Origin of the sequence: Pseudomonas sp. GW460-12-10-14-TSB1, assembly GCF_017349775.1 — a bacterium.
GTDB classification, from domain to species: domain Bacteria; phylum Pseudomonadota; class Gammaproteobacteria; order Pseudomonadales; family Pseudomonadaceae; genus Aquipseudomonas; species Aquipseudomonas piscium.
Map to the genome: position 1 here is coordinate 1 of NZ_JACNAC010000074.1, position 22,179 is coordinate 22,179.

The window sequence follows — 22,179 nt, forward strand, 5'->3', positions numbered from 1 at the left end:
GCCGAGACCAACCGCCCGCTGACCGGCGCCGAATACCTGGCCAGCCTGCGCGATGATCGCGAAATCTACATTTATGGCGACCGGGTCAAGGACGTGACCAGCCACCCGGCGTTCCGCAACTCCGCCGCCTCCATGGCGCGCCTCTACGATGCCCTGCACGACCCCGAGACCAAGGACAAGCTGTGCTGGGCCACCGACACCGGCAACGGCGGCTACACCCACAAGTTCTTCCGCTCGGCGAAAAGCGCCGACGACCTGCGCCAGCAGCGCGACGCCATCGCCGAGTGGTCGCGCCTGACCTACGGCTGGATGGGCCGCAGCCCGGACTACAAGGCCGCCTTCGGCAGCGCCCTGGGCGCCAACCCGGAGTTCTACGGCCAGTTCGCAGACAACGCCCGCACCTGGTACAAGCGCATCCAGGAAGCCTGCCTGTACCTCAACCACGCCATCGTCAACCCGCCGATCGACCGCGACAAACCGGTGGACCAGGTCAAGGACGTGTTCATCTCGGTGGACGAGGAAGTCGAGGGCGGGATCATCGTCAGCGGCGCCAAGGTGGTGGCCACCAACTCGGCCCTGACCCACTACAACTTCGTCGGCCAGGGTTCGGCGCAGCTGCTGGGGGACAATACCGACTTCGCCCTGATGTTCATCGCGCCGATGAACACCCGCGGCATGAAGCTGATCTGCCGCCCGTCCTATGAACTGCAGGCCGGCATGACTGGCTCGCCGTTCGACTACCCGCTGTCCAGCCGCTTCGACGAGAACGACGCGATCCTGATCATGGACAAGGTGTTCATCCCCTGGGAAAACGTGCTGATCTACCGCGACTTCGAGCGCTGCCGGCAGTGGTTCCCGCAAGGCGGTTTCGGCCGGCTGTTCCCGATGCAGGGCTGCACCCGCCTGGCGGTCAAGCTCGACTTCATCACCGGGCTGCTGGTCAAGGCCTTGCAGTGCACCGGTTCCCTGGAGTTTCGCGGGGTGCAGGCGCAGGTCGGCGAGGTGGTGGCCTGGCGCAACCTGTTCTGGTCGCTGACCGATGCCATGCACGGCAACGCCAGCGAATGGCTCAATGGCGCCTTCCTGCCCAGCGCCCAGGCCTTGCAGGCCTACCGGGTACTGGCGCCCCAGGCCTACACCGACATCAAGAAGATCATCGAACAGGTGGTGGCCAGCGGCCTGATCTACCTGCCGTCCGGCTCCCGCGACCTCAAGGACCCGGTCCTCAACCAGTACCTGAGCACCTATTGCCGGGGCTCGGCGGGCATGGGCCACGAGGAGCGGATCAAGATCCTCAAGCTGCTGTGGGATGCCATCGGCACCGAGTTCGGCGGCCGCCACGAGCTGTATGAAATCAACTATGCCGGTAGCCAGGACGAAATCCGCATGCAGTGCCTGCGCCATGCCCAGGCCACCGGCTCGATGAAAGCCATGACCGAGCTGGTGGACAAATGCCTCGGCGACTACGACCTCGACGGCTGGACGGTGCCGCACCTGACCAACCCGGACGACATCAACATGCTCGACCGCATCCGCCAGTAAGCGCCGCCCGACCTGAATGACCCGCGGGGCGACCAGCGATTGCCGGCGCCCGCGGGCTCACCCGAGGAATCTGTCATGACTCAACTCGATCCCAAGCAACAGGCCTTTCGCAATGCCATGGCGCACATGACCGCGGCGGTCAACGTCATCACCAGCAACGGCCCGGCCGGACGCTGCGGCATCACCGCCACCGCGGTCTGCTCGGTCACCGATAGCCCGCCCAGCCTGATGGTCTGCGTCAACCGCAACAGCGCCCTGAACCCGGTGTTCAAGCGCAACGGCCGACTTTGCGTCAACGTGCTGTGCGGCGAACACGAAGAAGTCGCCCGGCACTTCGCCGGCATGACCGGGGTAGAGATGGAGCAGCGCTTCAGCCTGCACCCCTGGCGCGACGGCCAGGACGCCCTGCCGGTGCTCGACGGTGCCCTCGCCAGCCTGCAGGGGCGGATCACCGAGGTCCAGGAAATCGGCACCCATTCGGTGATGCTGGTGCAGTTGGATGAAATCTGCGTGCGCGAACACGGCGATTCGCTGGTGTATTTCAGCCGTGGTTTCCATCGGTTGCAGCGGGCCGTCCAGGCGGCCTGATCTGCCGCTCTCTTTCTTCTGTAGGAGCGAGGCTTGCCCGCGATAGCCGCTGATCTTCTGATCTTCTGTAGGAGCGAAGCTTGCTCGCGATAGCCGCGCAGCGGCGATACACCTGCCAGCGCGCGTTATCGTTGCGGATTTATCGCGAGCAAGCTTCGCTCCTACAAAAGCTTGTCACCCCTGAAGCTGTGTAATAGATTCTGTCGCCGTTTAATAGAATCTGTCGCTACATACTATCAGTTGTCTCAAGTCTAATTTCATGCGTCCTGTGTGCCACTGGTCCTTTATGGGGAAGGACCGCTAGCCGATCAGTACTCATACAAAAAATTCTCAAGATTCAACATGAAGAGGCCTTCGAGTCTTATATTTCAAGATGCAGGTTGTTCTTTCATGAAGATGACTCTCGATTTGTTTTTTTAAAGCTACAGGTCAATGGCTGGAACTCAAGAAATCTTAGAAAATTACTCTTCGCGGCAGTTTTGTCGACTGTGTATGATGGAAATAGGCTTCTTCATTTGCACACGACGAGCCCGCTTTGGCGAATACCTGTAGATGAGGATCAGCGCTTCTTGCCTTATCCTATGTTTGGTGATGGTCATAATACGAATGACGTGGTTAGAGGAGGTAGTGGTAGGCATGCAGTCGGTATGTGCGCGTACTGTATGCGCTCTGATGCCAGTACGTTTGGATATTCATATTGGCGTCGAGGACATCAGAACTATGTTAGGGCTTGCTCTAAACATCGCTTATGGTTAGTAAATGAGTGCTCCTATTGCCAGAAACCATTTAAGTTGCAAGGTCTTGTTTGGCATGCCTTGTGGGATGGGTGTTCATATGGGAAAGCTATACAGGATAGGGAGCCTGTGATCTGTAGTGATTTTTATGAACTAAAATATACGGACTTAATGGATTGCCTTCTTTCTTTCAGGTTTCGCTTGCCCAAAAGCCTGGTCAGAAATTCCTTTGCTGAGCAGCTAAAGCGTTGTGCGGGCGGGAGTGGTTTTTGGTTTGACAGTTTTCCTGACTATGAAAGCAAACAGCTTCGCTCGGCTTTAGAGGGCGTTGTCGAGGGGGACATAAAGTCATCTAAGATAGCCGGGGGTGAGGGAATGATGCAGGCTTGGCCTTTTAGAGGGATATTTCTTCTGTACTCAAGCTTTGACGAGTTTTTGGAGTCTATAAAATTCTCAACCCTTGATTTGGAGCCGGTAGAGAAAAGGTGGTAGCTGAATTGGCTACATGCCAAACTGCCACGTAGTCGCAGAGGCGTTTTGTATGAAATTATCGAATGCAAGTCCCCTCTCGGGTTAATCCGATACGTGGCGCAAAATATTGATGATCAAACGCAACGCCGTCTTGCCTCGAACTGACTGAGTTAAAAGCCTACACGTTTGCCGCACAAAGCAAGCGCAATACACCTATTAATTCTACCTCGCTCTGCCCTTACGGTTTCCTCTGAGACTCCTGCCTGAGTATAATTGGGTGCTGGCTTAGCCGCTTGCGGAAGTGTAGCCGGAAGACAAACCCTGCTGTAGTGAGGTGGAATTTGACTCCAGACAACTATGCTCTAGTGCATTCCAGCGATGATCGAAGAATTTTTGTGATTGTATCAGAAGAATTCGGCGATTTTGTACTAGTCAAGGAGTGTAAAGGGAGTGGGTGCGAATGTTTAGGTTGTATGTTATTTCAAGCCGCAGTGGAGGACGGTAAAGAAAAATATCCCGTGATTGAGACTGAAAAAGGCGTAGAGTTGCAGGAAGGATTGATGGCTTATCCTTTTAGCGATGAGGGCGGATTGCTGCTAAAAGGCCTGAAGCATCACCGATATAGGCGATATAAAGGGACAGTTACAAAGCAGAAACTTGATGATATTTTTAAAACTCCAGATGGATATCTGATGGTCAAGCTGGAGGGGGACGGAACTTTTACTCACTCATACATGTCAATGACAGTTGACAAGCGGGTGATATCAAAAGGATGCGTCGCGGCGGGCTGTCCATGTTTAGGGTGTCGAATCGTAGATTCATACTACCAGGCGGGGCCTGGTCAGATCGTGCCTTTAGTAGATCGATCCAAGGCAAGATCTACCCGAGAAGGTGAATTGGTTCTGCCAGTTTTCGAGGGGGACGAAATTTTATCGAGAGTCTTGAATCGTGATCCTAATTTAGGCTACGAGTTCATTGGAAATCTGATCACTTCTCCGCTTGAACAAATGTTTTACAATCTGGCTTTCCTGGATCTTCACTTACACCCTCAGTATAGTGTTGGAAAGTACAGGCTTGACTTTGCTTTACCTGAGCACAAAATTGCTATTGAGCTGGATGGGCATGAGTACCACAAGACAAAATACCAGCGAACCCATGACGCGCAAAGAGATCGCTGGCTTTATGGTCAGGGGTGGCATGTGCTGCGCTTCACCGGCAGTGAAATTTATAAAGATCTAGACAAGTGCATTGACGAGATATGCTCTCTGGCAGGCGTCGAACGATTGAATAAGCCTTGATTTAAATTGATATTTTTTGGCTTGCCTCAACATTTTAGGCTGTGATCGTAGCGGCGCAAATTTGCGCCGCAGATCTATCCTTTCAATTAAGCAGATGGCTGAGGTTGCAGAGCCGTCTTGCTTTCAAGGTAAGGCTCAATCCAGCTTGAGTTTTTGCTTGAGAGAGTAGTTTTCACTTACCACCTCACTGACTTTTCTGTTGTCAAAGCCGATGACTTTTAAGAAGTGTAAGCTGAGAATTATCTCCATTTTCGTACATAGAACCCAGAGCTCTCGGCCTTTCGCTGAGTTGTCTTTCAGATTTTCGCTGTAATGAGTGAGATAGTTTCTAGTGTCAACGATCTTCGTTAAAAGCTTTGATCTTGTCTTGCTGGTTCCCAAGTGCTCTTTGAAAGGCTCGATAATGGATTTCAGTCTATTTCTAAGATTGATCTCATTGCCATGCATGAGTCTGCCTTCCAACCATTCAGTGTGTTCTGCTGGGCAATTCTCTAGGACTTTTTCCACTAGGGCAGAGAAAGCTTTCTCGTCCATGAGTGTCTTGGTGCATGTTCTTCTATGGTATGTCTCTAGCCCCTGTGCAAGTGCTAGAAACTTTCCTTCCAAGAATTTTTGAGCGCCGCTTCTGGTGGAAAAATATAGCCCCAGAGTTGGGGAAAGATCGTCATAGGCGTTTAGCCAGTTATTGAAAATATTTTCCGCGTCATCTCTGATTCTTCCAAAATGGAAAAGCATGTTATGCCAAGTCTTTTTGGGTGTGTCTTCCTTGAAGAAAGCACTTCCGTAGTAAATGGCGATTCTGGCTGGATGTTTGCTCCCATTGCCATAGTCTTCTAATAAATAGTTGGATCTTGCGGAGACATTCTTGAGCGATACGACGTCGTCAATGGCAAAAGATAATAGGTTGGTGATTTTATACGCTATTGCTTTGAAGTCTTCTATGTCTTTCAGTTCCTCAGAGGTAAGACGAAAGTTGGCTCGTTGTGTAATTTTCGCCTCTGTTATGGCCGGATATCCAGGCGTAGTGTATGAGAATCCGATCTGGAGCTTCATTCCGTTGTGGAGGTTGAACTCGATTTGCTCAGGAGGCGTGTAGCGGATTGTTGTTGTTTTGTTTTCTCTGTCGTTTTCAACTTCTATGCCTGTTATGCCAATCCATTCATCCAGGCAGTCGGTTGAAAATGAAAATGTGTTGAACAGCAAAGCCTCGTCTTTGTCCCAAGCGCCCCCGCTAAGAACCATATTCGAAACTAGTTCAGATTTAGAAATTCCGCCAAACGGAAAATTCTTCCTGGTGTAGAAACAGTCATCGATGGTGACTAGTCCATCTTTTTCTACATGACCAATAATTCGCAGCATGTCATCATTTTCATCGAACTGTGAAGGATCTTCGTCAAAGTTTCCGACCACTTCAAGGTTGATTTTTCCGTTTTCTTTTATGCTTAATGTGCCAGGGATTTTACTTTCCGGTCGACCTGCCAGCCAGAAATATCCTGATTTTTTATGCTCTTCTCCGATGCGCATGCAAAGTCCGTTTGTGTGGATTGATTTTTTATTCGTTTTGGTGAAGATATGAATTGCGGGATTGATCGAGGTGCTCCCCTACTCAAACCTTGCTATTGGCTCTATGCGTTCTTCGATCTATATCTCAGATCTTGATGCTTCCTTTGTACATATTGATTTTTCTGGGGGTGTTCTTTGGGAGTAACTCGATTTCCTCAGACGCGAATGGTGTTGGTAGCTCAGCGCCGTTGGCGATACGCCCGTCGATGTACCAGTCAGCTCGGTGGTGGCCAAGAGTTTTTTCGATCACGAAGCAGTTTGCCATTGCCCAACTTGACGTTTTTAATACAACTGCACGAGGTTGTTGAGAAATCTGCCCATTGAACACTGCTGACATAAGAGGGTTGTCTGGGAAGGCTAATCCTTTCACCGAAATCGCGTAAACGCCGGCTCCGCTTCTTTCTTCTAGAAAGTATCTGAAATCATCAAGCTCGGAAAAAAAATCTTGTTTTGACCAGTTCGGTTCAGTCATGTAGGAGAGTAGAAGCACCGAATCGTTCCAAACATAGCCATGACTATGGAGTGGCAGGCTATGATTGATTTTCATGACTGCAGCACTGTGCATTTCGATCATCGCAGAGGAAGCTTTTCCTGAGGCTGCAAGGTTTCGGGTTCCAACAAGGTCAAATGCTGTAATGATGCAGGTCGGCCAGTTTTCAGAAAACATATTACTCAGCTCGTATGTTGGTTTATAGGTATGGTGATGCGTTTTGTGTTTTTGCTTTAAATCAGATTGCCATCGTGCTCTGAAATGGTTACCGTGCCGATTTGGCTTGTGTTGACAACTACTTCATGTTCTGGAGCAAGATTTGCGTAGTACACAGACTCTCTGGGGTACTCGGTCCGCAATATGACGCGCTCTTGTCTGTTGAAGCCGGGTTGATTCTCGTAATGTTTGAATGCGAAGTCGTGAGCGACTTTTCTGCTAGTGGTCCATGACTGGCCGTAGTTTCTTTGTAGGAACTCTGTGCGATTGGTTCCTCGATAGAGTGTAATTATTTCAGGTAGTGAGGCGATATCATTGGGGTTTAGCTCGGAGTCTAGAATTACTTTTGGGTACCAGGCTTGGTTTTCTTGTCCAATAAACAGTTGGTGTAATCCGTTGCTAGCGTATAAGCTGAATGCATGTCGGATAGCATCGAAAACAAACTCTGCTTCTTCATTCTTTATGAATGATAAAGTCGCTAAAAACCTTTCCTGTATTTCAATTTCGGCAGGGCTATCTTCGAACGAATGTGGCTCTGGAGTATAGCCTGCTTCGTCCTGCGCACGAATCGATTTTATGAAAGACGAAATGGAGTTTTCAATTAAGACTTTATATTCTCTACACGATGGTTCGTTGAGCTTTGACTCAATGGAGTTGATAGGTACCTTCATTCTTGAAAACATGAACTCTTTGTCTTCTTCGGTTAGCATTTTATGGGTTCTCCTCTATGGGTTGCCGATGTTGAATTTCGCAGTCATGTATTAGCGGATTATTCTGACTGGAGGCCAACTACCACAGATTGGGTCAGCAGCCGCGATTATCCTGGCGACATTCAAATTCGGCGCCAAAGAGAACTGTTTAACTTTGAAGTGAAGCTCGTCTTCCATTTTTGGTACTGCTGGCAGGTGGCTGGCAATGATTGCCCCTAGGCGGATAGACGAGTGATGAGCCTTCAGTATTGATAAAAAGTGGCTGTATCGTTTCGCTATAACGCATTGCTGGGGAACACATAACATCCGCTAGTAGTTCTCAGGCTGCCTACAGTTCAGAAGGCATTAGTGACGGATTTGCTTGTCGCTCGACATGCTATCCAGGTGATACGTACTAGCAGTTGATGTCAGGAATTCTACTTGCTGACGCAGTTCCTCCAAACGCTCTGCTGAGGCACTGCCTTGAGCCTCGGCATACCGCCGTTGCGCTGCAGTCGCAGCTTCCCACAATTCAAGCTGCCTCTGAATTGTCGCTGGATTTGTCTTACTCATTGATATGGTTCCCGCCTCGACATGAAGTCATTCAACCAGAGGAGCATTCCTTTGAATTTAACCGTACAGGAGCGAGCTTGCATGCCTTCTGGATCTTTTGTCATAGACTGCCTTAGCCAGCTTCTTTCTAGCTATTTGAATTAACAGTTTTTGCAGCCGCCAGATGATCACGAAGCTCACGCAGCTGTGAGGCTGTAAGAACAGAATTATCTTCTAAGGCTTTCAGGTAGCCGTTCAAGTACGCAAAAGGGTCAGCAGTAGGATTTCCGAATGTTCGCACTGCTAGAGTGGTCGTGTGAACGATACTCGAAGCCTTGTAATACGCAGTTTCATTTTGCATATCCGCTCTAGCAAGATCTACTAATTTACTCAGTTCAGCCCTGCTCAAAAACTTTGCTTTGAGGCCAATCAAGCCCTTGGCCACGATAGCGCCATGCTCACCCCCGCCCTGTTCTGGCAAACCTATCCTGATAATCTCTGCCTTCCATGCTGCCTTAATACTTTCGTAGAACATGGCTCTCTTCCGTTAATCATTGGATGAAGTCGTTCCGGGGAGCGCGATTTCACGTGCTTGCCGATGATGAGGCACAAAAAGGCTACCACCCTTGTCGGATGGTAGCCGCAGTAGGCTCGTACCTCCAATCTGCGGATGCTACGACAACGCACCGATGGAGCAGTTGTTTCGCAGCCTGAAAGCGGAATGGATACCGACCGTGGGCTACATGAGTGCATCGCTGGCGCAGCAGGATATCGGTCGTTTTTTATTGCATGGCTTCACCCATCCCCCCTTCATCCTGCATCTGTAGGATAGCGATCCCCCACCAACCCGACGATACTCGTGCCTAGGCCCTGCCCACGTCCCTGGACGTTCCGGTCGCTACTGACTCCGTGACGAAAACAATAAGAAAGTCGCACAGAGGAATACCCCATGAGCCGTCATGAACATGGCCACGCCAGCCTGCTGCAAGCCTTCAGCTCGCTGACCCTGGAGTTGCAGCGCCTGGCGCAGCACAAGGACATCGAACATTTCCATGGCCATGCGCTGAACCGCATCGGCCAGTTGCTGCCCTTCGACAGCGCCTGGTGGGGCCGAGCCGCGCTGATCGACGGCCTGCCGGAAGAACACAGCTCCTACCTCCACCGCCTGCCCCCCAGCTACCTGCCGGACTGGCAGTCGATCAAGCACGTCGACATCACCGTCGGCCGGGTCCATGCCCACCCTGGCCAGGCGGTGATAGTCGACATGCGCGACCCGGCCAACGGTCCCGGCCTGAACTGGCTGGGCACGACCTACAACATCGGCGAACTGCTGTGCGTGGTGTACATCGACCCGCAGACCCACCTCAGCGACCACCTGGCGCTGTATCGCGCCCCCGGCGCCAAGCGCTTCGACGCCGACGACTGCCTGCTGCTGAACAACCTGATGCTGCACCTGGTGGCCGCGGTGTCGGCCAACCAGATCCGCACCCTGGTGGCCATGCGCGAAACCCTCACCAGCCCGCGCAACCTGGCGCTGGCGGTGTGCGACCAGCGCGGCACCCTGCACTGCGCCGAACGCGGCTTCGTCGACCTACTGCTTGGCGAATGGCCGGACTGGAGCGGCCCCTGCCTGCCCGTGCCCGTGGTCGACGGCGGTTATGAAGGCCGGCACCTGCAGTTCGAGGCCTCGCCGGTGGGCGACCTGTTCCTGCTCGCCGCCCGCGGCCGCACGCTGCTGACCCAACTGAGCCCACGGGAAAACGACGTGGCCCTGGGCTTCGGCGAAGGCAAGACCTACAAGGAAATCGCCCGCGAGCTGGGCCTGTCGCCGAACACCGTGCGCCATCACATCCGCGCCATCTACAACAAGCTCGGGGTCAAGGACAAGACCCGCATCGCCCACCTGCTGCACGCTCCGCCCGACTGACGCTTAGCCCCTTTCCTGACTGACTTTCGCGCTGTCGTTTTGACGGCCACGGGGCGCTTTTGCCCTTTTTCCAGCCACTGCCGCGTACCGGCGAGCCTTTCGCCGCACAACAACTTTAAAAAAGAGACGTGACGCCCATGACCAGAACGCTTCCGCGCCGCACCGCCCTGGCCTTCACCGGCACCCTGCTGAGCCTGAACGCCAGCGCCGCCGACCTCAACGCCCGCGACTTCTTCGGCGCGCCCTCGGGCACCAGCCTCGGTGTGCTGTACCTGCCGGCGACCCGCGCCGACGACTTCCACGGCCCCGCCGACAGCACCGGCAAGGCCGAGCTGAAGGTCAACGCCCTGGCCTACCGCCAGGTGTTCTTCACCGATATCTGCGGCACCCTGTGCACCCCGCAATTCATCCTGCCCTTCGCCGATATCGACGCGCGCCTGCCCGGCGGCGCCCGTCACACCGGGGAAAGCGGCTTCGGCGACCCGCAGGTCGGCGGCACCCTGTTCTTCATCAATGACCCGGCCAGCCGTACCTACAGCGGCCTGCTGACCCTGATCACCCTGCCGGTAGGCGAATACCACAGCGAGAATCCGGATGTCTCGCCGGGCGCCAACCGCTGGGGCGCGACCTTCGTTTACAACTACACCCAGGGCGTCGGCGAGAAGTGGGTGCTGGAAGCCAACCTGGAAGCCCAGCTCTACGCCAAGAACGACGACTATTTCGGCAGCGACCTGAAACAGGATCCGCTGTACCGCCTGCAAGCCTTCGCCTCCTACGACTTCAGCGCCAGCACCTACGGCGCCCTGCGCCTGATCCATGCCGACGGTGGCGAGCTGCGGATCAACGACCAACGCATCGACGACACCCACAAGCGCTACACCCAGGTCGGCTTCGAGGTCGGTCACTGGCTGGACAAGCAGAACCAGCTGATGTTCGGCCTCTCGCAAAACGTCGCCACCCGCAATGGCTACCACGGCACCGACGCCTTGTTGCGTCTGGTCCACGTGTTCTGAAGCGCTTTTTCCCGGAGCTACCCACCATGAATACCCCCATGATCGACAAGAGCCAGGCGCTCACCGGCGATCAGCCGAGTACGGCATCGCCGCTGGCCTTGCTGGCGGCCATCGTGCTGTTCGCCGCCATCACCCCGACCGTCCTCATGACCGCCCCGGCGGTGGCCGCGCAACTGGCCAGCCAATGGCAGCTGAGCCCGTCGCAGATCGGCGACCTGTTTTCCACCGAACTGGGGGCCATGAGCCTGGCCACCCTGCCCGCCTTCTGGTGGCTCAAGCGCGTCGACTGGCGCCGCGCGGCGCTGCTGGCCGGGGCGTTGTTCATAGTCGCCAACCTGCTGTCGATCTGGGCCCAGGGTTATGCCGCGCTGCTGGCCCTGCGTTTCTGCAGCGCCCTGGCCGGCGGTTCGCTGATGATCATCTGCCTGTCCAGCGCCGCCTCCACCGCCAACCCCAGCCGGGCCTATGGCCTGTGGGTCATGGGCCAGTTGGTGGTCGGGGCGCTGGGCCTGGGCATTCTGCCGCGGCTGTTCGAGCACTACGGCCTGGCGGCCTGCTACCTGCTGCTGGCGCTGCTGATGACCCTGTGCCTGCCCCTGGCGCGCTACTTTCCCCAGGGCGCGCCAGCCACGGAAAAAACCGCGGAGCAGGCCGCCACCGTGCCGAAGTGGAAAGCGCTGTGCGGCATTCTCGGCATCCTCGGGTTCTATATCAGCCTCAGCGGGGTCTGGACCTTTATCGGCTCGATCAGCGCCAAGGCCGGCATCTCCGCGCAAGCCAGCGGCGAGCTGCTGGCCGTCGCCACGGTCATGGGCATCGTCGGCGCCGGTTGCGCCTCGCTGATCGGCAATCGCCTGCCGCGCCTGCTGTTGCTGCTGTTCGGCTACGGCCTGATGGCCGGCTCGGTGCTGTTGCTGCTGGGGGCGCCGACCCTGACGCGCTTCGCCCTCGCCGCCCTGGTCTTCAAGTTCACCTGGACCTTCATCCTGCCGCTGATCCTCGCCTGCCTGGCCGACCTCGACCGCTCCGGCAAGCTGATGAACGCCTCCAACCTGGTGATCGGCGGCGGCCTGGCCATCGGCCCCGCGCTGGCCGGGCGGCTGATCGAAAGCAGTGGCGGCTTCCAGCCACTGCTGATCGGCGGCGCCTGCCTGACCCTGCTGTCGCTGGCGCTGATCCTCGGCTGCCGGCGCGACACCTGAATCCCCTGAACACCTGACTCCTGTAGCCGCTGCCGCAGGCTGCGATCGGCCCGCAGGGCCGTTGCGGTTTCCAGATCGCTGAAGGCCTTCGGACTTATCGCAGTCTGCGGCAGCGGCCACAAACTTTCGCCCCATAGATGGATATGCCCATGCCCCGTAAAACCGCGTTTTTCTTCGATGAACTCAGCCTCTGGCACAGCGCCGGGCCACATGCGCTGACGCTGCCGGTGGGCGGCTGGGTGCAACCGCCCGCCGCGGCCGGGCACGCCGAATCGCCGGAAACCAAGCGCCGCCTGAAAAGCCTGCTGGACGTCTCCGGCCTGACCCGCCAGTTGCAGGTGCGCAGCGCCACGGCCGCCAGCGAAGAAGACCTGCTGCGGGTGCACAGCGCCGAGTACCTGCAACGCTTCAAGTCCCTGAGCGAGGCCGGTGGCGGCGAACTCGGCCCGCAAGCGCCAATCGGCCCGGGCAGCTACGAGATCGCCCGGCTTTCCGCCGGCCTGGCCATGGCCGCGGTGGATGCGGTGCTCGGCGGCGAAGCCGACAACGCCTACTCGCTGTCCCGCCCGCCGGGACACCATTGCCTGGCCGATGGCGCCATGGGCTTCTGCTTCCTGGCCAATATCGCCATCGCCATCGAGGCGGCCAAGGCCAGGCGCGGCCTGGGCAAGGTCGCGGTGATCGACTGGGACGTGCACCACGGCAACGGCACCCAGTCGATCTTCGAGGAACGCGGCGATGTGCTGACCATTTCCCTGCACCAGGACGGCTGCTTCCCACCCGGCTACAGCGGCGAACAGGACCGCGGCCGCGGTGCCGGGCTGGGGGCCAATCTCAATATCCCGCTACTGCCCGGCAGCGGCCACGATGCCTATCTGCATGCCCTGCAACGCATCGTGATGCCGGCCCTTGAGCGCTTCCAGCCGGAGCTGATCATCGTTGCCTGCGGCTACGACGCCAACGCGGTCGACCCGCTGGCGCGGATGCTGCTGCACAGCGACTCGTTCCGCGCCATGACCCGCCAGGTGCGCGAAGCCGCCGAGCGCCTGTGCCAGGGCCGCCTGGTGCTGGTCCATGAAGGTGGTTATTCCGAGGCCTATGTGCCCTTCTGCGGGCTGGCGACGGTCGAGGAGCTGGCCGGTGTCAGGACCGCGGTGACCGACCCGATGCTGGAATTCATCCGGCTCCAGCAACCGAACCCGGAGTTCCAGGCGTTTCAACGCCAATTGCTCGACCGTCAGGCCGAGGCGCTGTAGCGACCTTGTAGGAGCGAAGCTTGCTCGCGATGGATTTACAACGATAACGCGCAGTGGCAGGTACATCGCCGCTGCGCGGCTATCGCGAGCAATCGAGCGTCGACCGGCTGCTCCTACGAGGAGGGGGATGCCTGGGAGGCGCGCACTTCGCTCGGGGTCTGGCCGTAATGGGCCTTGAACGCCCGGGCGAAGTGGGCCTGGCTGGTGAAACCGTGGCGGTAGGCGATTTCGCCGATATCCAGGCCCGCTCCCCGTGGGCTGCTCAGCAGGTCATAGGCCTGCTGCAGGCGTTTTTCCAGGATAAAGCGGCTGGGTTGGGTGTCTTCCAGGGCAAACAGCCGGCTCAGGTGCCGCGGCGAAATGCCGGTTTGCGCGGCCACCCGCTCGCAACTCAGGTCCGGGTCGGCCAACTGTTCGTTGATGCACTGCTTGGCCGCCAGCAGGTAGGAGGCGCTCAGCGCATTGATCCGCCGCTCTCCCACCTGCCCGGCGATCAGGCTGCCCAACAGCTCCAACGCCTGGTTCTGATAATCATCGGCGTCCTGGCTCAGGGGCTGCTGGAAAAACCCCCGGGTGCGTTCGCCCAGGGTGCGCAGCAACAGGCGCTGCACGCCGCTTTGTCCGCCGATCTTCAGCGGGCGGTCGAAGCGCTTCAGGCAGCGCTCGGCGAACAGCTCCTGGGGAATGTCGAAAATGAACTGGCGCATCGGCCCGGAGAACCCGAACAGGTAGGGTTTGTCGGTGCGGTAGACGATCAGCTCGCCCGGTTCGAGCAACTGGCAGGCGCCGTCCTGGTAGAAAAACGAGCCGCTGCCGGTGACGAAGGACACGAACACCGATTCCTTGGGCACCGAGCGGATCATCGAGTTGTCACGCTCGACCACGTGCTCGTTGCCCTCGATCTGCGCCAGGCGCATGCCCTCCAGCTGCAGGTTGTCCTGGCTGGCGGCAAAACCGCTTTCACAAAAAGAGCTGCATTTGAGGCCGACCAGGGTGGAGGCGTTGTAGTCCTCCCAGAAGGCCAGCCGCTGATCCAGGGCGATGCTCTGGGTGCAGGCATGCCGGGTTTCGAGCAAGGCGCATGGAGACATTTTTATTCTTCTCATGGGCTAGAAAGCATTCCCCGGTCGGCAAGGCAGTGACCGGATACCGAGGCCGCGGAACACACCGGCCGCGGTCGTTCATTAATATATGAACCTTATACCCTGTCAACGTGAAACGCTGTGGGTGCAAGTCGATTTCCAGGGTAAACAGCGTCCCTGAAGCCTGTAGGAAAAGTCTCGTCCGATCCAGTCAACAATCCCGTCCGATTCGATAAAACCCCGCCCGCGCGCCGCGCCTAAAGTCGCCTCGACTCCCACAACGAATAGAGGCCGACCATGCCCGAAGCCGCCAGCCGTGAATTCTGGAAAGACCTGCAACCGATCGCCAATTGCTTCAAGCCGGACGCCAAGCCCGAGGTCTACCTGCCCAATGCCGCCAGCGACGACCTGAAGCTCTATGTGCCCTTCACCGAAACCGTGTCCTCGCGGCCGCTGTGGATCTCGCCGAGCGAGAACCGCTGGTGCGACATCCTCATGGCCAGCAGCGCCGGGCTGGTGAACCGGCATTACCACCCCCACGAAGTGTTCGCCTACACCCTGTCCGGCAAGTGGGGCTACCTGGAGCACGACTGGACCGCCACCGCCGGCGACTTCGTCTACGAGACCCCGGGCGAAGGCCACACCCTGGTGGCCTACGAGCACGAGCAACCGATGCGCGCGTTTTTCATCGTCAAGGGCCCGCTGATCTGGCTCGACGAACAGGGCGAGCCGGAGGGTTATTTCGACGTGCACTCCTACATCGCCATGTGCCGCGCGCACTACGAAAAGATCGGCCTCGGCGCGGCCTATATCGACACGCTGTTTCGCTGAAGTTTCGACATTCACCTGTCCCTCCCGCGGAGAACAACCATGGCTTACAACAACAATAAAGCCGGTTACGAGAACATCCTGCTGGGCGTGCTGTTCCTGACGTTCGGTTTCGTCTTTTTCGATCGCCTGGCCCTGTCCTTCCTGTTCCCCTTCATGGCCGACGAGCTGCAACTGAGCAACAGCCACCTGGGCATGCTGTCGTCGGTCCTGGCCCTGGCCTGGGCGCTGTCCGGCGCGCTGGTCGGGGCCTGGTCGGACCGGCGTGGCAAGCGCAAGCCGCTGCTGATCGTCGCGGTGATCCTGTTTTCCCTGTGCTCGGCGCTGTCGGGGCTGGTCACCGGCTTTCTCAGCCTGCTGCTGTTCCGCGGCATCATGGGCCTGGCCGAAGGGCCGATCCTGCCGCTCTCGCAATCGCTGATGGTGGAGGCCTCCTCACCCCATCGCCGGGGCCTGAACATGGGCCTGCTGCAAGGCTCGGCGGCCGGGCTGCTGGGCGCGGTGATCGGCCCGCCGGTGCTGATCGCCCTGGCTGAAGCCTACGGCTGGCGCCACGCCTTTATCGTCTCGCTGGTCCCCGGGCTGCTGATCGCCCTGCTGATCTGGCGCTACGTGCGCAACGACGCGCCGGCGCCAGCCCCCACTAGCGACAGCGACAAAGCACCGGTCAATCGCCTGGCCCTGCTGAAAAGCCGCAACATCGTGCTCTGCACCCTGATCAGTTGCGTGTTCCTCACCTGGTTCGTGATCCTGATCTCCTTCACCCCGACCTTCCTGGTCAAGGTCCGCGGCTACAGCCCGGCGAGCATGGGCACGGTGATGAGTTGCCTGGGCGGCGCCTGGGTGTTATGGGGCTTCGGCGTGGCGGCGATTTCCGACCGCTTCGGCCGCCGCCCGACCCTGGTGCTGTTCTCGCTGATCGCCGCCTGCTGCCCGATCGCCCTGCTCTACGCCAACAGCCCGCTGCTGATGGGCGTGCTAATGCTGCTGACCTACACCGGCCTGGGCTGCTTCACCCTGTTCATGGCGACCATCCCGGCGGAAACCGTGCCCCGGGAAGTCATGGCCACCGCCCTGGGCATGATCATGGGCATCGGCGAGCTGGTGGGCGGTTTCGTCTCGCCGACCATCGCCGGCTTCGCCGCCGACCGTTTCGGCCTGTCCATCGTGATGTGGATCTCCTGCGGCGGCGCCCTGCTGGCCGCGCTGCTGGCCCTGTTCCTCAAGGAAACCGCGCCGGCGGTCCTGGCCCGCGGTCGCCGTGCCGAACCTTCCCCCTCTTGTGCCCTGCAAGGAAACCAGCCATGAAAGCATTACGTTGGCATGCCGCCCGCGACCTGCGCCTGAGCGATCTGCAACTGCCACAGCCCGGCCCGGGCGAGGTGCTGGTCCAGGTGGCCTACTGCGGTATCTGCGGCAGCGACCTGCACGAATACGCCGACGGCCCGCACTCGATCCCGCAACAGCAGCCCCACCCGCTGTCCGGTTGCCGCGCGCCCCTGACCCTCGGCCACGAATTCTGCGGCCAGGTGCTGGCGGTGGGCGCGGGCGTCGAGCGGGTCCAGGTCGGCAGCCGGGTGGCGGTGGAGCCGGAGTATCGCTGCGGCGATTGCCAGTACTGCCGCGCCGGCCAGTACAACCTCTGCCAGTCCATGGGTTTCATCGGCCTGATGGGCGACGGCGGTTTCGCCGAACAGGTGCTGGTGCCGGCCTACATGCTGCACCCGCTGCCGGATTCGGTGAGCTTCAAGCAGGCCGCGGTGCTGGAGCCAGCGGCGGTGGCCTTTCATGCGTTGAACCAGAGCAGCCTGCTGGCGGGTGACAGCTGCGTGGTGTTCGGCCTCGGCCCCATCGGCCTGCTGCTGATCCTGCTGGCGCGCCTGCGCGGCGTGGAGCGGATCTTCGCCGTCGACATCAGCCCGGAACGACGGCGACTGGCCCGCGACTTCGGCGCCCAGGAAGTGCTCGACGGCCACGCCGCCGACCTGCCGCAACGCCTGCACGAACTGAGCGGCGGAGGCGTCGACACCGCCTTCGAAGCCGCCGGCAGCCAGCAGACCCTGAGCCTGGCCCTGCATGCCCTGCGCAAGGGCGGCGAGGTGGTGCTGGTGGGCCTGATGGGCGAGGTCAGCGTCGATGCCTTCCACCTGGTGAACAACGAACTGCGCCTGCTCGGCAGCGTGGGTTATCGCAATGCCTATCCGCCGCTGATCGAGCTGCTGGCCAGCGGCCGCCTGGACCTGACCCGCGCGGTGACCCGCTGCGTGACCCTGGACCAGGCCGTGGAGCATGGCTTCGAGGCGCTGCTGCGGGACAAGAGCCAGATCAAGGTGCTGGTCAATCCCAACCCATCGCTGGCCAAGGCATGACCTGTAGGCGCAACACCTGAACGACTCATCACAAAAACAACAAGAAACGAGTACCGACCATGAAAAGCACTCCCCTGCTGTGCCCGCTGCTGGCGGCTGTCCTGTTCACCCCTTTGTGCCAGGCCGGGACTCCGACGCCCAGCCGCGAAGGCCCGCTGGCCGGGCTCGGCGAGCAACTGGCCGGCTACGGCATCCGACCCCATGTGCAGTTCTGGAGCCTGTCGATGAACAACCTCGACACCGGTCCGCGGGAACACAGCTTCGGCAACAGTGGCAACCTGTTCGTCGGCGCCGACTTCGACCTCGATACCCTCGCCGGCCTCGAAGGCGCGGCCGTTCATTTCGAGGAAACCTTCTTCATCCTCGACACCGCCACCGGCCAGCCGACCTCGCGCAACTGGCAAGGCGCCGCCGGCAGCTATTTCGCCGGCGCGCCGATCCACAACGACATCACCAGCAACCAGTTGAGCCTGCTGACCTACCAGCAGACCTGGCTCGACGGCCAGCTCGACATGAGCCTGGGCCGTACCAACGCCCGGCGCTACTTCTATATCTACAACTGCGAAACTGTGGTCACCTGCAACGACCCGATCATCGATTCGTCCACCGGCATCCTGCCGCCGCCCTACGGCAGCTGGGGCGGCTACCTGAAGTACCAGCCGACGCCGGGCTTGTATGTGCATGCCGGCGCCTTCGAATCGAACCCGGTGGACTACCTGAAAAAACGCAAGGGCCTGGACTTCAGCACCGACGACGCCAGCGGCACCAGCCTGCTGCTGGGCATCGGCAGCAAGAATGACGGCGCCTACAGCTCCCACTATGAACTCAATGGCTACTACAACACCTCCAACCAGTACGACCCGCTGACCGGCGCCAGCGAGCACGGCACCGGCGGCGCCTTCTTCAAGTTCCAGCAAGGTTTCTGGCGGGCCGACGGCGGCGAGGGCACCGCGCCCCAGGCTCTGCTGGCGTTCGGCTCGCTGTCCCTGGCCGCCGACGACAAGCAGCCCTTCAGCCATTTCGCCGAAATCGGCCTGACTTACCTGGCGCCCTTCGACCGCCCCCAGGACAAGCTCAACCTCAAGGCCAGCTACCTGCGCCTCAACGACCACCAGCTGCGCTTCCAGCAACAGGCACGGATCGCCAACGGCGGCGACCCCAGCCTGGGCGAACGCAATGTCTACGCCATCGAGGCCAACGGCCACTTCGCCCTGACCCGGCACCTGGCGCTCGAACCCAGCGTGCAGTACCTGATCAACCCGGACAACTTCTACAACCCCGAGGCCCGCGAGCTCAGCGGCAACGGTTTTGTCGTCGGCCTGCAAGTCATGTACGACGTCGGCGCGGCGCTGGGGTTGTGAACCTGCTTCTCACTGCCAACGAGGTATCTCCCATGACTGACTCTGCCCCGCGTTCGTTCGACTACATCGTGGTCGGGGCCGGCTCGGCCGGTTGCGTGCTGGCCAACCGGCTGTCCGCCGATCCGCAGCTCAGCGTCTGCCTGATCGAAGCCGGCCCCAGCGACCGCAGCCTGTTCCCCGGCGCCTATGTACGCACCCCGGCGGGCATCATCCGGCTGATCGCCAACCCGAAGTGGAACTGGATGCACCAGTTCAGCGCCCAGGCCGCCAGCGGCGACCGCCCGATCCCCTGCCCCCGCGGCCGGCTCTGGGGCGGCTCCAGCGCGATCAACGGCATGATCTACATCCGCGGCCACCGCAGCGACTACGACCGCTGGGCCGCGGCCGGCAACCAGGGTTGGAGCTACGACGAACTGTTGCCGTACTTCCTGCGCTCGGAGCACTTCGAGCCCGGTGCCTCGACCTGGCACGGCCAGGGCGGCGAACTCAACGTCGCCGCGCAACGCAGCCCGAGCCCGATCAATGAGGTGTTCTACCAGGCCGCCCAGGAACTGGGCTGGCGCTACAACCCGGACTTCAACGGCGAGGAACAGGAAGGCTACGGCCCCTTCCATGTCACCCAGATCAACGGCGAGCGTTGCAGCGCCGCGCGGGCCTTCCTGCACCCGGCGCTGTCGCGGCCCAACCTCACTGTCCTCAGCTCGACCCTGACCCACCGGGTGCTGCTGGAAGGCAACCGCGCCTGCGGCGTCGAGGTCAGCCAGGAGGGCGCAGTGTTCCAGCTCCAGGCCCGGCGCGAAGTGATCCTCAGCGCCGGGGCGATCAACTCGCCGCAGGTGCTGCTGCTCTCCGGCATCGGCCCGGCCGCCGAGCTGGAGCGCCATGGCATCGCCCAGCGCCACGAACTGCCCGGGGTCGGCCACAACCTGCAGGACCATCAGGACGTGGTGCTGATGTATCGCTGCGACAGCGAGCTGACCTACGGCGTGTCGGCCAAGGGCCTGTTGCCCCTGGCGCGCTCGCCCTGGCAGTACCTGAGCCGGCGCAGCGGCCCGCTGACTTCCAACACCGTGGAGTCCGGCGGTTTCCTGCGCCTGCAGGCCGAGGACGCCGCGCCGGAACTGGGCCTGATCGTCGCCCCGGCGCTGAAGAACCAGCCCCAGCGCCTGGTGCCCCTGGGCCATGGCGTCAGCCTGCATATCGCCGTGATGCACCCGCAAAGCCGTGGCCAGGTCCGACTCAATTCCGCCGATCCCCATGACAAGCCGCTGATCGATAGCAATTTTCTCAGTCACCCGGAGGACCTGCGCAAACTGGTGGCGGGCGTGCGCCTGGTGCGCAAGCTGGCGGCGAGCCAGGCGTTCGCCCGGCGCCTCAAGGGCGAGCTGGTGCCCGGCCCGCAAGTCGAGAGCCAGGCGCAGATCGAGCAATGGATTCGCGACAACCTGGGCACCGTGTTCCACCCGGTCGGCACCTGCAAGATGGGCCACGACGAGCAGGCGGTGGTCGACGACCAGTTGCGGGTCCACGGCGTGCACCGCCTGCGGGTGGCCGACGCGTCGATCATGCCGAGCCTGACCACCGGCAATACCAACGCGGCGGCGATCATGATCGGCGAAAAGGCTGCGGACCTGTTGTTGGGTAAACCGGCGCCGACGATGGAAAACCCTGTTCGCCTGGAGGAGCCGGTATCCACCCTGGCAATTGGCTAAAAAGCCCCCTACGGGTTTCGTGTTGGCGCGCCGAATCTGTAGCCGCTGCCGAGCCTGCGAGGCTGCGATCGAGGACGAAGTCCTCGCAAACCTGGGCTCGCGGTTTACCAGGAAGAACGGGGCGCCCAGTTTACGGCCGCTGGCCGATCGCAGCCTCGCAGGCTCGGCAGCGGCTACGGAGCGTCCGTGTCGACAGCGATTCGGCATCGCACCGGCAAGTGCTAGCCCACGGGCCGGCGGCTATCTGGATTTTGATGCCGTTCAAACATATAGTTGTATTGCACAACTACATCAGGAGCCTAGCCATGTCCTCCCCTTCGCCGCTGGTGGATCAGATCCGTAACGAATCGCGCAAGCTGGTGCGCGAGCTGGGCTTCATGGGCGCCACCCTGGCCGGCTCCGATCTTGCGCCTTCGGCGGTGCATGCGCTGATCGAACTCGATCTGTACGCCCCGCTCACCGCCGCCCAGCTGGGCAAGACCCTGAACCTGGAGAAGTCCTCGGTCAGCCGCCTGCTGGCCAAGCTCATCGAGCGCGGCGATATCCAGGAAAGCCCCAGCCCCACCGATGCCCGGGAAAAGCTGCTGGGCCTGACCGCCAGCGGGCGCGAACAGGTCGCCGCCATTCATGCCTTTGGCAGCGCCCAGGTGGAACAGGCGCTGCGCCTGCTTGCGCCGCGGGAGCAAAGCCAGGTGGTCGCTGGCATGCGCAGTTATGCCCAGGCGCTGGAGGCCTGCCGCCTGGGCCATGGGCAGATCGCCGCGGCAATCCCTAGCGTGCAGCGCGGCTATCGGCCGGGCATGATCGGCCGCATCACCGAGCTGCATGCGCACTACTACTCACGCCTGGTGGGTTTCGGCCAGTTCTTTGAACAGCGCGTCGCAGCCGGTCTGGCGGAATTCAGCGAGCGCCTGGACCACCCGGATAACGGCATCTGGCTGGCCGTGCTGGACGAACAGATCGTCGGTTCGATCGCCATCGATCTCGGCGACGCCCCGGAGCACCCTCAAGCCGACAAGAGTGCCCATCTGCGCTGGTTCATCCTCGACGAGGCGGCCCGTGGCACCGGCACCGGTCGCCTGCTGCTCAAGGCAGCGCTGGAGCACTGCGACCAGGTGGGGGCAGCGTCCTGCTACCTGTGGACCTTCAGCGGCCTGGACGCTGCCCGGCATCTGTACGAAGCCTTCGGCTTCCGGCTGGTGGCGGAACAGCCGGCGGCGCAATGGGGCAAGACCGTGCTGGAGCAGAAGTTCGAGCGCCGCCATCCAGGCCTGGCCTGAAACGCC

The 22,179-nt window shown here is 59.9% G+C and carries 18 protein-coding genes and 1 pseudogene; 14 read left to right on the plus strand and 5 right to left on the minus strand.

The window, feature by feature from the left end:
- The 3 genes from hpaB to J4D52_RS27865 all read left to right on the plus strand — a co-directional run.
- On the plus strand, positions 1-1,542 hold a 1,542-nt coding region (gene hpaB, locus J4D52_RS27855; protein ID WP_207272187.1), incomplete at its 5' end, for a 4-hydroxyphenylacetate 3-monooxygenase, oxygenase component.
- 75 nt (positions 1,543-1,617) lie between these two features.
- Positions 1,618-2,130 carry a 4-hydroxyphenylacetate 3-monooxygenase, reductase component gene (gene hpaC / locus J4D52_RS27860; protein ID WP_053279407.1) on the plus strand — a complete coding sequence of 171 codons (513 nt, stop codon included), beginning with the start codon at positions 1,618-1,620 and terminating at the stop codon, positions 2,128-2,130.
- A 1,546-nt stretch (positions 2,131-3,676) separates the two neighbouring features.
- The gene (locus J4D52_RS27865) at positions 3,677-4,633 is read left to right on the plus strand and encodes an endonuclease domain-containing protein (protein ID WP_146018021.1); all 957 of its coding nucleotides are present in this window, start codon (positions 3,677-3,679) and stop codon (positions 4,631-4,633) included.
- 135 nt (positions 4,634-4,768) lie between these two features.
- On the opposite strand, the gene J4D52_RS27870 is transcribed toward J4D52_RS27865, so the two are convergent.
- From J4D52_RS27870 to J4D52_RS27885, 4 genes are all read right to left on the minus strand, one after another.
- On the minus strand, positions 4,769-6,157 hold the full coding sequence (locus J4D52_RS27870; protein WP_102678036.1) for a HEPN domain-containing protein: 1,389 nt from the start codon (positions 6,155-6,157) through the stop codon (positions 4,769-4,771).
- Between the two features lie 124 nt (positions 6,158-6,281).
- Complete coding sequence (locus J4D52_RS27875; protein WP_146018020.1) at positions 6,282-6,863, minus strand: hypothetical protein; 582 nt, start codon at positions 6,861-6,863, stop codon at positions 6,282-6,284.
- A 56-nt stretch (positions 6,864-6,919) separates the two neighbouring features.
- Entirely contained in the window at positions 6,920-7,612 is a 693-nt protein-coding gene (locus tag J4D52_RS27880) for a hypothetical protein (protein WP_146018019.1), read from the minus strand.
- Between the two features lie 679 nt (positions 7,613-8,291).
- Positions 8,292-8,678 (minus strand): hypothetical protein, encoded by a 387-nt coding sequence (locus tag J4D52_RS27885; RefSeq protein ID WP_102678033.1) that lies wholly within the window; start codon positions 8,676-8,678, stop codon positions 8,292-8,294.
- Between the two features lie 136 nt (positions 8,679-8,814).
- Between J4D52_RS27885 and J4D52_RS27890 the strand changes: the two are divergent.
- The 5 genes and pseudogenes from J4D52_RS27890 to J4D52_RS27910 form a co-directional block, all read left to right on the plus strand.
- Positions 8,815-8,931: pseudogene (locus J4D52_RS27890) on the plus strand (IS3 family transposase); the annotation flags it as partial.
- A gap of 161 nt (positions 8,932-9,092) precedes the next feature.
- Positions 9,093-10,070 carry a helix-turn-helix transcriptional regulator gene (locus J4D52_RS27895; RefSeq protein WP_102678032.1) on the plus strand — a complete coding sequence of 326 codons (978 nt, stop codon included), beginning with the start codon at positions 9,093-9,095 and terminating at the stop codon, positions 10,068-10,070.
- Between the two features lie 137 nt (positions 10,071-10,207).
- Positions 10,208-11,083, plus strand: coding sequence for a transporter (locus J4D52_RS27900; RefSeq protein ID WP_102678031.1), 876 nt, complete (start codon positions 10,208-10,210; stop codon positions 11,081-11,083).
- Between the two features lie 38 nt (positions 11,084-11,121).
- Positions 11,122-12,285: an MFS transporter gene (locus tag J4D52_RS27905; RefSeq protein WP_371860330.1), complete on the plus strand. Its 1,164-nt coding sequence runs from the start codon at positions 11,122-11,124 to the stop codon at positions 12,283-12,285.
- A gap of 149 nt (positions 12,286-12,434) precedes the next feature.
- Entirely contained in the window at positions 12,435-13,541 is a 1,107-nt protein-coding gene (locus J4D52_RS27910; RefSeq protein ID WP_102678029.1) for a class II histone deacetylase, read from the plus strand.
- A 113-nt stretch (positions 13,542-13,654) separates the two neighbouring features.
- Here the strand turns inward: J4D52_RS27910 and J4D52_RS27915 are convergent, their stop codons facing one another.
- On the minus strand, positions 13,655-14,632 hold the full coding sequence (locus J4D52_RS27915) for a helix-turn-helix domain-containing protein (RefSeq protein WP_063431263.1): 978 nt from the start codon (positions 14,630-14,632) through the stop codon (positions 13,655-13,657).
- A 288-nt stretch (positions 14,633-14,920) separates the two neighbouring features.
- Here J4D52_RS27915 and J4D52_RS27920 point away from each other — a divergent pair, with 288 nt between their 5' ends.
- From J4D52_RS27920 to J4D52_RS27945, 6 genes are all read left to right on the plus strand, one after another.
- Positions 14,921-15,454 carry a 2,4'-dihydroxyacetophenone dioxygenase family protein gene (locus J4D52_RS27920; protein ID WP_053279413.1) on the plus strand — a complete coding sequence of 178 codons (534 nt, stop codon included), beginning with the start codon at positions 14,921-14,923 and terminating at the stop codon, positions 15,452-15,454.
- Between the two features lie 39 nt (positions 15,455-15,493).
- Positions 15,494-16,759, plus strand: coding sequence for an MFS transporter (locus J4D52_RS27925; protein WP_102678028.1), 1,266 nt, complete (start codon positions 15,494-15,496; stop codon positions 16,757-16,759).
- On the plus strand, positions 16,756-17,820 hold the full coding sequence (locus J4D52_RS27930) for a 2,3-butanediol dehydrogenase (protein WP_102678027.1): 1,065 nt from the start codon (positions 16,756-16,758) through the stop codon (positions 17,818-17,820). The genes J4D52_RS27925 and J4D52_RS27930 overlap by 4 nt, the downstream gene beginning before the upstream one ends.
- 59 nt (positions 17,821-17,879) lie before the next feature.
- Positions 17,880-19,181 (plus strand): carbohydrate porin, encoded by a 1,302-nt coding sequence (locus J4D52_RS27935; RefSeq protein WP_102678026.1) that lies wholly within the window; start codon positions 17,880-17,882, stop codon positions 19,179-19,181.
- Positions 19,182-19,213: 32 nt separating this feature from the next.
- The gene (locus J4D52_RS27940) at positions 19,214-20,893 is read left to right on the plus strand and encodes a GMC family oxidoreductase (RefSeq protein WP_102678025.1); all 1,680 of its coding nucleotides are present in this window, start codon (positions 19,214-19,216) and stop codon (positions 20,891-20,893) included.
- A 305-nt stretch (positions 20,894-21,198) separates the two neighbouring features.
- Positions 21,199-22,173, plus strand: a complete 975-nt coding sequence (locus tag J4D52_RS27945; protein ID WP_102678024.1) for a helix-turn-helix domain-containing GNAT family N-acetyltransferase — start codon at positions 21,199-21,201, stop codon at positions 22,171-22,173.
- Positions 22,174-22,179: the final 6 nt, after the last annotated feature.